This window comes from Deltaproteobacteria bacterium (genome assembly GCA_029860075.1).
In the GTDB taxonomy this organism is placed as follows: domain Bacteria; phylum Desulfobacterota; class JADFVX01; order JADFVX01; family JADFVX01; genus JAOUBX01.
Map to the genome: position 1 here is coordinate 1 of JAOUBX010000114.1, position 11732 is coordinate 11732.

An 11732-nucleotide genomic window follows, 5' to 3' on the forward strand; every position below is an offset into this window, starting at 1 on the left:
CCAACTATAGATCAAGTTATTGATCCAGATTTAGACACAGGTACTGCTGTTGATTTACCGGACAAAACGACAAAATATCTCATAGCAAACAATGATGTGCCAGACTATATAGAAAAACTTGGTATTTATGCAGAGTATTCATTATCTAAATTACTAGGATATGGCTTCAAGCCTCCTTTAAATATTGGAAAGTCCGACGTGAAAGTTATGAATACATCTGATATCGGTTTTACATCCTATTTCTCTGCTATATATATAAGTAATAAGCAGCCTGATATTTTAGATGTGATTATAGCTCATGAACTTTTTCATAGAATGCAATTAGCATATTCGCTTCGTTGGGAAAGTTGGGTGAAAGAAGGAACAGCAGCTTGGATTGAAGACTTAATTTTTGATAATAGCAATCGTTATGTAAAAACTTTTAATTTTTCAGATAGTGATTCTTTTAATGATCCCCAGATTGGGTATTTTAACGATCCAGATCAAAGCTTATTAAAGATGTCAGAAAATGCTGTTCTCTTTTGGAAATATATATCAGAGCAATATACTAATTATAGAGGTATAAATGACGAACCATATGTAGGTGTTGATGTTATTAAATCACTATGGGAAAATTTTAGCTTGGTCACAAGTGGAAGAGAAGCTGTTCAAAAGGTTCTTGATGTATATGCGCCAGGTGTCACTTTTGAGGATGCTTTCACTAATTGGATTATAGCAAATTATGTGAAACGTTATTACGAGGGGAATCCAATATCAGATACAGGCTATGCTGCCATTTATGATTATATAGAAGATGATGAAGCAAATTATGGAGTTATTAAAACTATTAATTTCAATGTTACGAATGCACAACGTGAAGACTTAACTGTTGCTTCATATTTTTATTCAAATCAAAGTGTGAATGAATGGGCTGCTGACTATTGGGAGTTTAATCTTGATAACACTATTGATAAGGTTGTTGTATCGATAGAAGGTTCAGGTTCAGGAAAGATTGGCGCAAAAATTGGATATAACCCTCTTTACGTTATCTTAAAGATGGATCAATATGGGAAACTGGCCGAAGTAGTAGAGGATAGAGGGAGTGATTATTTTAATGATTACAAGGTAACTTTTCCTAATAATAATTATAGTAGAATTGTTGTAATTGTTGCCGGCTTAGAGGATGGAGGCACCTATGACATAGCAGTTGGTGGAGCAGTTGGTTTAGTTGATTCTTTGCCTGTTGAACCAACCCCAGATCCAACAAGTCTGAGCCTCTCTGCTGACTTTAATCCCTCTGATAACATAGTCGCAAACTCACTTGTAACAGTTAGTGGTTCGGTCATTTATGATAATGGTGTAAGTGTTGATGTTGGAAGTATAACGATAAACACTGGTGAAAACATTTATACTGCTCCTGTATTGAATGGAAAATATAGCCGTGATATTAATGCACCGAGTTCTTCTCAGATGATTTCCGTAATGGTAAAGGATGATTTGTTTGGTTTTAGCAAAACAATAGATAAGGCTATCAATATTCTTGAGGGTCAAAGTAGTGATGGATATGTTATTGACCGTACAACAACATCTTTAAGTGTTGATTTATCGCTCCCTCACAATCCACTTTTTGAATCAAAGATATTTAGCATCTCCAGTGAAAAGGTTTATGTATGGCTTCAACTTTCAAACGTTTATAAGGCTATCGCCATAAGGTATAAATTTTTTGATCCTGATGGATTAGGAGTTAAAACGTATACCCATGGAATTACTGATCCTCAAAATAAGGGGCTTGAGTTTTACGATATTAAACACTCATGGGCGTCAATGGATATTAAAGATAATTTGGCTTCGGAAAAGCCAGGCCGCTGGATATGTAAAATTTCTATAGATTCTGGAAATGGGTTTGAATATAAAAAGACAGAAACATTTGTCATAGGGTATGAATTGACCGAACATCGAATGGGAAAAGGAGTTGAACAAAACAAGCCCTATTCTATCTTGAATGAAACTTATACTTTTTTTCAAACTGACACTTCAGCTTTTAGTTGGGGGAACGTTGATAATATGATTGATGCCATTGATGTTCGGTGGGATTTTTATGAACCAAATGGATCATTATTTGAGTCCGTCTCTCATGTAGCAAAAGACTTTTATAATGGGGATTCATATAGTTTTTGGGGAGATATCCCAATACAAGGACATCCTGCTTCTAATAAAACTGGAGACTGGCATGTAGATGTATTGATAAAAGGTTCAAATGGAAGCTATCAAAAAATATATATGGATCATTTTAAAATATTAGAACTTCCATCAAGCACTCCGGAGGTTTCAACATCAATAGCCATAAAGTCAGTAGAAGCACTACTTGAAACAAATAATGTGGTGATAAGTATTAACGCTTTAGATAATACTTATCTGAAAAGAATTGAACTCTATTGGGATGATGGAACCAGACATAGTCATGTTATAGATAATATTTATTTAAATAATAAAAAAGTATCAATTGATATTGGACAATTCTCATCCAACAAACAAGTACAATATTGGGTGAAAGTATTTGATACATCTGGTAATTTTATTGAAAGCCCACGTAAAGTAATTGGTCAGACGGTTCCTGCTGCACCCATTATTATAAGCGTAGAGTAATCTACTAGCTAATAAAGCACTTTATTTCTTAATTTGTGGGGATAATAACAAATTTTTTTAAATCTCTTGGCAGGAAAACAAATCACTGAAAGAAAAACTAAAACGGACTGGACCTATTTCCTTGAAGGCATAGCAGAGCATTATGATGGTGCGGAGAAAATAACATTAGTTATGGACAACCTGAACACTCATGCTCCAGGGTCACTATATGAGGCATTTAGACCAGTCAAAGCAAAAACATTATGGGACAGATTTGAAATAGTTTAAAAACCAGAATATCCTTTACAGCCTACCACTACAACTTTAGATTCCTTTAATCTTTCATTTTTTAGACTCATTCTCACCTGTTTCTCAACCTTCTCATTCGTTGCCACACAAACTACCTTCTCAAACTGCTTTGAGTCTATGCATTTCTTTATATTCTCTTCTGCATTGCTCTTCCCTGTCTCAATCTCAATAGCTGTCTTTTGCCCATCTTTTTCTGCGACTAAATCTACGGTTTTGCCGCCTTCCAATGGGTATTCGTAGTAGATTTTGTAGCCTTGTTCTTTGTAGTAGTTGGCGGCTTTCATACGCCAGTATTCATGCTCGACGCCGCCAATACGATGATGTGAAGTCTTAGGGAACCACCCCTCTGTAGATTTTCTACCATACACTGTTAATTCAAGCAACAACAATTTGCCAGTCTTTGTTGGGATTCTTACTGGTTTTAGTGTGTGGTTGTCTATTAGTCGGTTTTTGATGTTGTTTCCTTTGTCAACGCTCCAGTTGAGGCGCTTATACCTAGTGCTTACACCTGATAGGGGGTGTTGGTTTACGTCTTTGAGGAATTCGGTCTCCTCGTCGGTGTATTTATCTGATTTCCGAAGAGGTTTATTCTTGCTTGGTTCGATCTTTGGGGGAGTATTAGGGGGCGAATCACTCGAAAAACCGGGCGATTCTGCTATTTGGATTATTGGAGCTGTTTGGGGTTTTGGAGGTACTTGGTGGGAATGATGTGCTTGGGGTATTTGTGGGGTGCCCATGTGCTCCCTGATTTGTTGGTTTGTGACTGTTCCTTTTTTTATTCCTGCTAATGGGAATCGGGCTAGAAAGGCTTGGGGGGCTTGGGTCTTGATTATTGCCTCGCCTGTTTTTAGCATCCCGAAATATTCATACTCTTTTATTAGGAGGGCTTTTGATATCTGTTGGATGTCGTCTTGATGGCGCAGTTGCATTGCGATTAGGGTGTTGACGTTTGAGAGTGCCGTGCTGTTAATCTTTGCCGGGGATTGGTCAAGAAGGCAGACACCCTGGCCAGTCTCTCTTATCTCTCTTAGGAAGATGTCAGTTATTGTTTCTGAATGTTGTCCTTGAGGTTGGAGTAGGAGGTGGTGGGCTTCTTCAAGTATTAGCATGTGCTTGAGTTCTTCGTCTCGTGTGCTGTGGTTGATACGGTAGAGGTAGATTTGAAGAAGGAGTGTTTCGACAAGGAAGGTTTTTGTTGTCTGGGGGAGGGCGTCGAGTTCCAGGACTATTTGTTCGTTTAGGAATGTTTCGATGTTTAGGGTGCGTTCTGTGTTGAATACGTCGCCTACAGGTCCAAATGAGAGGTCTTGGAGGGTTCTTACTGCGGATGCCTGCCAAAGGGATTCTCGTCCCTTTAGTGGTTTGTCTCTTATCTTTTCGAGAACATCTTTGAATGTGGGTGATTTTCGGGTGTGCCCGTCGTATACCCCGCACTCCTTATATACTTGGTCTATTGCGGTCTGTAGTAGGTGGTCGACTCCGTAGCTGACGAAGTGGGAGTGGTTGATTACATCGATTAGCTTGTTGATGTACGTCTTTGGGTCGGCTCCTTTTGGGGGTATGAGGGGGTTGAAGTGGAAGGGGCTGATATCTTTGCCAACAGTGTAGAGCTTTATGTTTTTCCCTGCTCTTGTTCCGATGAGGTCTCTGTAGTTTTGCTTGAAGTCAGCTATGATGAAAGGGATATTGTCATGTATCAGATTGCCGATTAGGTAGAAGCAAGCATTCGTCTTACCGCTCCCCGTTGTACCAAATATAGCAACATGCCTAGTGAGGTCTTTTTTCTTTAGTTTGTAGGTTTGTGTGTTTTCTCCGTTGTAGATGATTTCAGCTATGGGGTAGTCGCCGTTTAGGTTGTTTGGGGGTGGGAGGAGGATTTCTTGTTCGTTTAGGTGCTTGATTCTTGCCTGGTTTATTATCTCTTCTATTTTTGGGCGTCCCTTGTAGTCTTCAAGCAGGTAGAGTTGTCTGAGCTTGTCAGCTTTACTGCCTATGATTGGCTTTAGTTTTTCAAGGATTTCTTCCGGGCTCTTTTCAGGTCTCATTTTAAGAAGTCATTTTTGCTTTTGATCTCCCTGTATTCCTCAATTGCTTGTAATAGGTAGCTTTTTATCTTGAAGCTGTCTCTCCAGTAGTCTACGAATTCAGTTCTTTGGGTTTTTTGGAGTAGGTCTAATCTTCGCTCAAGGTTTGAGGATTGCTTGCCATCAAAAGAGGCGTTGTGCTTTTGGTTGTATAGCTCTGAGGACGTGTATAGGAGTTCTTCTTGCGCTTCTTTTAATATCTTATAAGAGATGTCTCGCCTTTGATAGAGTTGCTGGTATAGGCTTACTATCTTGTCTACTATGCTTGTCTTTCTGTGCCCTAGAGGATTATCTGATGGTTTTTCTTCTGTATTAGTATACAGCTCTGTATTGGTATACAGTACCGAGTATTTCGGGTCGAAGGGGGCGTAGCCCTTCTTTATTGAAAATTCATTGTTTTGTGTCATTACTGGAAGGTAAGTAATAAGCCTTTTTATGTTCTATCGGACGAGACACGGCCATTTTCAGTAAGCTTTTTAAATCAAGACCGCTTCTTACATGATAGGTGATTAAGAATGGATACCGTACATGTCAACAAAACCGATTTTACCAGGATACTGGACACTGCAGAGACACTAATAGACGAAGTCGAACACGCTCTTGAAGAAGATGAAATAGTTAGCAAAAGACTTGAAGATGTGAAGAGTGGCAGAGTGACAGGAAAGACTGAAAAGGAACTGGATGATTATCTGAAAAGCAGAGGCGTAGAACTTGACTGAATGGACAATTAAAGAACACCCTGACCTATTCAAGGACTTAGATAAACTCGGAACAAAAGACCTCAAAATTTTCTACAGGAAAAAGAAAAAAATAAAAGAAAATCCTGAAAGGCAAAAACACCTAAGCGGCGGCTCAAACTGCTACAGAGAACCAATAACAGACAACATCAGACTCATCTACCACATCCAAGACAACACAATCTGGCTACTAACAATTGGGAGTCACGAAAAATCTTACAATGAATTTAAAAAAAGACTGCACTCACTAAGAGTGAAATACGGGCTGGACAAATAAAATGATAGACGAAGACACAATCCTTACAGAGGAAGACTATAAAGCCCTGCAAGAATGTGAAAAGGAAGAGGCAGAAGGAAAGCTGATACCTCTTGAGCAAGCCAAAAAGAAGCTCGGATTATTGCCGAAGAAGTAGAAGCGTAAAACTTGATTGAATCTGTGAGATTATTAAGTCATTCTAGGTAAGTTAATTTTTTCTCGTAATAGTGAAAGGCTGTATTTGCAATCAAGGAATCTGATTTATAATTGCTATAAATTGATGGATGTGTTGGGAGATACTCCCAGAATTTAAAACCAACTTCCAATTTTCTATGCCTATTTTCGATAAGAAGAATGTGTAAATAGTTGCTAAATAAGAAGTTATGAAATAAACACAAATTTTTAAACTCGTGGTCAACTGTATCTTTCAGATATTCTAATTCAGCTGCTTTTATAATTTTCCATTTTTTAAAAGTATCTTTGACGTAATCCAACTTGTTTTCACTATCAACATATACAATGTTTATGCTACATAAATTTTCAATTAGCCTCATGGAGATACTAGCCAATAATCTCTTAAAATTTAAGTTGTTTCTATTATCTTTTTTTACTAATTGACGTCCATTTCTTATTTGATTAATCTCAAGTTCCAATTTCTTATTATTATGATGAAAAAAGTTATCAAGAATATTTTTCCTGTGTTCAGGTTTTAAATCAGGCAAAAGATCCCAATATCTCTTAGCAATTTTTTCAGTTATTTGTTCTTTTTTCAATTCTTCAATTACACTCATCACAAAATATGCATCAATATTAATAAAATTCTCAAAAGCTGTTTCCCTGACATTTTCATTTTGATCCTTACTAAGAACCATCATAATCATTTTTGCAGACTCACTATGAACAAGATGTAATATTCTTGCTACGTTTATTCTTACATTTGAATGATCATCCTGGATCAGGTCCTGGAGTATTAGTAATATTTTTACATCTATGTCATCAAATTTCTTATCTCTTTTTTGTTCGCGCCTTTTTTCCTCGTAATACCCTAATAATATTGGAACAATTGATTTCAACTGTGAACAGTCAAAATCTAAAAGGGTCAGTATTAGATTTAAATCATCTATTAAAATATTGCATACCTTATCGAGACCCATTAAATAGCTTATGGCATATTTTTCTCTTAACGCTTCATCATTATTTAGCATATCAATAAAAATTTTAAGAGTTTCATTGCTATTTAATGAACCCAAGGTATTTGCCACCGCACACCTTACATTAGGAGCATCGTCGTTTGATAATCCTTTTAAGCTTTTTATAACCTTAGAGTCTAACTCAAGTATTTTAAAAAAAATGGCTGCATTAGCTCTAACATTAAAATTCTTACTTTTTGACATTGTATGAATAGTATCAAACGCTTTAAGATTATTAATTCTATTCACAGTTTTTAACACTTTCTCCATGAAAATATTATTTTCTTTGTTCAGCAATTTATATATATCACCTTGAATTTGTTTATCATCAAAGTTTCCCAAAGCGTCTAAAGCTTTTTCCCTTATCGTACTTTTGCTGTCAGATAAAAGTTGAATTAAAATTTCACAAGTATCTTCATTATCAATTTTACCTAAAGAATCAATAGCATTCATTCTAACTTCAATATCAGTATCATTGCTAAGTTTACGTAAAATTTCCATCGCATTATTGCCTAGATATCTCGCTTTAATAGAAACTTCTTTTTTTACATCTGTATTTTTGTGTTCAGCTAACATAGAAAGAATAGATAAGGCCAATTGTCTCTCTATAGCATTCAATGACGACGCTAGAGCTTTACTTATTTCTAAATTATTACTTCTTACCATTTTAAAAAAAATATCTGCTACCCTTCCATTATTAATACTTCCTAATATTTGAATTGCTCCTAAATTACCTTCTTTATTAACATAATTACTAAGTTTATTTATTACAAAATCACTGCCTATCTTCACCAACTTATCAGCAGATACAGATCCCATTATATTAAATAATTGCTCAATAATATCCTTAAATTCATCCCTATCCCCTCTATATTCTGCAATACATTCCCCAGCGAATAAAAGATCGTATTTGGCTATTTCATTTATTACTTTCTTGGCAAGCTCATCCTCTATAAGTCCAATCATTAAGAGTATTGCCTGGTCGAACTTCGTGTACTCTAGGATGTCGAAGATAAAGTTTACCTTACCCTTTTCCTTTTCTATGGACAACTCTCCGTTTTCAAGTCTTCGCTTTAATTCGACTGCAGTGAAATAGTCTTGGAAGAGTTGGTGCCAGAAAACACATTGATTTTTGTTTCTTTCTATTAATCCATGTTGAGTAATTGTTTTAAAAATGTCCTCAGCCTTATAGCCGCTACCCAAAAGGCTTGTTAGATATTCATTAAATTCATTGGATCTGCAAATTTTGAAAAAAGTATCTTTGGAGAAATGAATTTCATCCTCTTTTTTTAGAGTATGGTAAGCTACGGAGGGTATGATTCTTCCTAATAAATCTGCTTCTTCGATTCTGAGGGGTAAAATGGTTTCAAATTTATCTTCATGTTCTCTGAAGTGCCTTTGTATTATGTCACGCATTAGCTCTCCTTTTGTTCCTGGGAGCTTATCTAATGATTCATTGGCTCTTTTATAGAAATAGCAGATGTGGTCAAGGAAAAGGGGAACTTTTGAAATGCTATGGAGGTTTTTCTTGCTTATTTCATCTAGTAAATTATCTGGATTTTCAATTCCTGATTTACTGATGAATTTTTCTCTTTGTTTATCCTTTAATTTATTAAGTTCACAGTGATGTCCTTTGATGTTAGTTGGATATCTTTCCTTGCGTGATGTGATGATGAAGCGATTCTCTTGATTATTTTCTGAACTTACTAGTTTTTTGATATCATCTTCTATTCCTTCTCTCTTATCTCTAGTTTGGCTTATCTCATTGTAGCCATCTAATAGGAACAGGAAGTTTTTGGATATTTGAACTATTTCATAAATTTTGTCTGCTCCAAGACTCAATATGTCAGGGTGGGCATACTTGTTGATGCATTCCAATAGAGCTGTCTTAGGAGTATGAACTCGGAGATCAACATAAATTGGAGTTTCAATATTACCTTTAACTGAATACTCATATGCGATGTGCTTTAACGTAGTAGATTTCCCAATTCCCGGTTCGCCAATAATAATTAACCTCTTATGATTCTTTTCTTTGATAATCTCTTCAATACCCAAAGGATCATGCCTAGTAACGACCTCACCTTCTGAAAATTTCTTAACTTGTATATCTGAAACAAATGACGCACTAGAAGACTCTTCCTCACTTACAAGAGCAACTTGGGGAATGTATTTAGAGTTTAACTCGGAGAAGTTTTCGTTGCTTTCGTTGAACTTCCTAATGGCATCCCTGATTTTTTTAAACAGAATATTTTGCTCAAAGTTCTGAGGCCTGACTTCGAATACAAGCGTATAATTATCAATTCCATCTGGAACAATTATTTCTTTTAGTACATAAGCTAACTTGTCATTTCTAGAGTTATCACAGAAATTCTTAAGCTTAAAGTTGATCTTTTCTATTCTTTTTCTTTCGCTATATTTAGCTTTATGAGAATAATTTTTACTATACGCTTTCATATCATCAACGACAAAATCTTGAATATCTCTATAGTCAAGTGTGAAAATATTAGTTTCTTTTATTACGTCATATTCACTCTGATTGTAAACGTCACAGAACTTATAAAAAGCGCATCCAATTGTATACATTTGCCTATCAGGCCAATTACCGCCTCCTACAGTTTCTCTATAGTCATCCAAGTACCATTTAAGTAACTCTTTCAGACTGTCGTACAAATCCTTATTTTTTTCTTCACCAATTAGCTGGCAGATTTCATTTATTGATTCTTCAGCTTGCGGATTACTCATTCAAAACGTCCTTCCTTCATTGTCCCTCAAACCCCACTTTTGATGGACGGTTGACGGTATATATTAAGCAGAAAGAGCATGTTTTAATTTGCTTTATAGCCACAACTCGAAAACAACCTAATGAGTTGATCAGCAAATGGGGCTAAATCCAAAAAAGGGAAATAATCTGTTTTCATGGTGAATATTCTGTTATCAGCATTTTGGGGATTAATACATGAGTTGTTACGACTTACCTCATGGCCTAAATTCTTAACCGTGTACTCAAGAAGATCAAAAAAACCTTCTTTTGCTCCTTCTTCTGAAACGATGCCTACAATCTCTTCAAATTCAATCTCTTGTTGGCTTGAATCTTTGAGTAGCAACAGCTCATTAGCAAGGTCAAGAGTTTTTACGTTCTTATTCAAATCAAATATTCTTTTGAAATTTAAACCGTACCTTAATTCATATGAAAAGAAGTGTCCAAGCTTGTTTGGTTTGTATGTTGTTCTATTTATACATACATATTCAGGAGCGTCATCATCCTCGAACCTTAGCTTAGGTGAAGTCAATGGAAATCCTTTCTCAGCCAATTGGTTTTCTAAGTAGGTTTCCAAGCTACTTGGTTCATAGGGGATTACGCAAGGTTGCTCGATTCTTATATATGCCATTTTTAACAAAGGTGCTCATGAAAGTCAAACCCACAACTCATGGAAACACTCATTACTTAAATACTTTTCCCTTTTTGGTGGTAACAGCGGATAAGGAATAGAGATTTCATTTTAAAAAAGAGGTTTAGGTAGAAGCTAAAAACATACAAAACTCAAATTAATGGAGGATGAAATGGAAACGATGAAAATACTGTGCAAGGTTTGCAAAGGAGAGACCCATCGCCACTGGCACTGCAAGCTCAAATGCCCAAGAAAGAATCTTATCGGGTGCCAAATTTATATGTGCTGTATGTGCGGAACAAAGGGGGATTTGGCAGTTGAAGATTTCCAAGAGTTGCCCTGCAAGGATTCCTGGCAGGAAGAAACACAAGCTTTAATCTAGCTCTACCAAAAAGAATATTTTACCTGCCGTCCGGGGGCAGGCCAAAAAAAACCAAAGAGAAAGGAGGTGAGAAGGCTTATGGGAAAGAGAACAACGTGTCAGCATTGCGGGGGGTCGGGATCGACAAAGCTAGGATGCTGTGCCAGAGCATGTGGGGCAAAGTCATCAGGCAGACGTGTTTCGGGGTGGGCTTCGCATAAATGCTGTGCCTGCAAGGGCCGCGGGAGTTTTGAGGAAACGCCTGTGTTTCTTCCACCAAGATAGTACCGTTTTCGCCCCGCCGGAAGTATTGGCGGGGCACTTTTTTATTATTCGGAGGATATGTCATGAGACTTACCTTAAGAGACGAAAAGATACTCGCTGAACTCTCACTCAATACTTACTCTCTTAACCAGATAGCAAGCACATTTTTCACATCGAGAAAAAAGGCCAGCGAGAGGATGAAAAAACTCTATGATGCAGGCCTTGTGAAAAGAATCCCACACCCATTCGCATCAAGTACCGGCAAGGCAGAATTTGTCTACTCGACTAAGCCAATCAAAGATGTGTACGCTGTACCGCACAGCCTAATGATAACCGACGTTAAGCTTTCATTTCTGCTCTCATTTCCCCCCTGCTTCAAATCTGAGTTCTACTACCCAAAACAATTAAACCCAAAAGCAGTCGATCTCTGCGGAGTAATCCCCGACGGCATCTCTATCATCGAGAATGTGGAATCCGGTAAAAGAATAGTCCACTTCGTGGAAGCTGACTGCGGAACAGAGATGCTCAAATCAAAACG

General features: G+C 36.9%; 9 protein-coding genes and 1 pseudogene. 6 read left to right on the forward strand and 4 right to left on the reverse strand.

Going from position 1 to position 11732, the window contains the following annotated elements:
• Both OEV42_20290 and OEV42_20295 read left to right on the forward strand, forming a co-directional pair.
• The coding region (locus tag OEV42_20290; protein ID MDH3976610.1) for a hypothetical protein at nt 1-2625 on the forward strand (2625 nt) is incomplete at its 5' end.
• A gap of 78 nt (nt 2626-2703) precedes the next feature.
• Nucleotides 2704-2889, forward strand: a pseudogene (locus OEV42_20295) (transposase).
• Here OEV42_20295 and OEV42_20300 read toward each other — a convergent pair.
• Nucleotides 2889-4958: a DUF87 domain-containing protein gene (locus tag OEV42_20300; GenBank protein MDH3976611.1), complete on the reverse strand. Its 2070-nt coding sequence runs from the start codon at nt 4956-4958 to the stop codon at nt 2889-2891. The pseudogene OEV42_20295 and the gene OEV42_20300 overlap by 1 nt on opposite strands.
• Nucleotides 4955-5404 (reverse strand): hypothetical protein, encoded by a 450-nt coding sequence (locus OEV42_20305; GenBank protein MDH3976612.1) that lies wholly within the window; start codon nt 5402-5404, stop codon nt 4955-4957. The genes OEV42_20300 and OEV42_20305 overlap by 4 nt, the downstream gene beginning before the upstream one ends.
• A 108-nt stretch (nt 5405-5512) precedes the next feature.
• On the opposite strand from OEV42_20305, the gene OEV42_20310 reads away from it, so the two are divergent.
• From OEV42_20310 to OEV42_20320, 3 genes are read left to right on the forward strand one after another with little or no spacing between them, the layout of a single operon-like run.
• Nucleotides 5513-5716, forward strand: a complete 204-nt coding sequence (locus OEV42_20310; GenBank protein ID MDH3976613.1) for a hypothetical protein — start codon at nt 5513-5515, stop codon at nt 5714-5716.
• On the forward strand, nt 5709-6011 hold the full coding sequence (locus OEV42_20315) for a hypothetical protein (GenBank protein MDH3976614.1): 303 nt from the start codon (nt 5709-5711) through the stop codon (nt 6009-6011). Before OEV42_20310 ends, OEV42_20315 begins: the two co-directional genes overlap by 8 nt.
• Before the next feature lies 1 nt (nt 6012).
• Nucleotides 6013-6147: a hypothetical protein gene (locus OEV42_20320; GenBank protein MDH3976615.1), complete on the forward strand. Its 135-nt coding sequence runs from the start codon at nt 6013-6015 to the stop codon at nt 6145-6147.
• 37 nt (nt 6148-6184) lie between these two features.
• Here the strand turns inward: OEV42_20320 and OEV42_20325 are convergent, their stop codons facing one another.
• Together OEV42_20325 and OEV42_20330 are read right to left on the reverse strand one after the other, a co-directional pair.
• Nucleotides 6185-9922, reverse strand: coding sequence for a HEAT repeat domain-containing protein (locus OEV42_20325; protein ID MDH3976616.1), 3738 nt, complete (start codon nt 9920-9922; stop codon nt 6185-6187).
• Nucleotides 9923-10005: 83 nt separating this feature from the next.
• Nucleotides 10006-10569 (reverse strand): hypothetical protein, encoded by a 564-nt coding sequence (locus OEV42_20330; protein MDH3976617.1) that lies wholly within the window; start codon nt 10567-10569, stop codon nt 10006-10008.
• Nucleotides 10570-11277: 708 nt separating this feature from the next.
• Here OEV42_20330 and OEV42_20335 point away from each other — a divergent pair.
• The coding region (locus OEV42_20335) for a hypothetical protein (GenBank protein ID MDH3976618.1) at nt 11278-11732 on the forward strand (455 nt) is incomplete at its 3' end.

Bases quoted from the DNA above. Each gene is read 5' to 3' on its own strand.
- OEV42_20320 (MDH3976615.1), top strand. From the start codon at position 6,013: ATGATAGACGAAGACACAATCCTTACAGAGGAAGACTATAAAGCCCTG.
- OEV42_20300 (MDH3976611.1), bottom strand. From the start codon at position 4,958: ATGAGACCTGAAAAGAGCCCGGAAGAAATCCTTGAAAAACTAAAGCCA.
- OEV42_20325 (MDH3976616.1), bottom strand. From the start codon at position 9,922: ATGAGTAATCCGCAAGCTGAAGAATCAATAAATGAAATCTGCCAGCTA.
- OEV42_20330 (MDH3976617.1), bottom strand. From the start codon at position 10,569: ATGGCATATATAAGAATCGAGCAACCTTGCGTAATCCCCTATGAACCA.
- OEV42_20305 (MDH3976612.1), bottom strand. From the start codon at position 5,404: ATGACACAAAACAATGAATTTTCAATAAAGAAGGGCTACGCCCCCTTC.
- OEV42_20310 (MDH3976613.1), top strand. From the start codon at position 5,513: ATGGATACCGTACATGTCAACAAAACCGATTTTACCAGGATACTGGAC.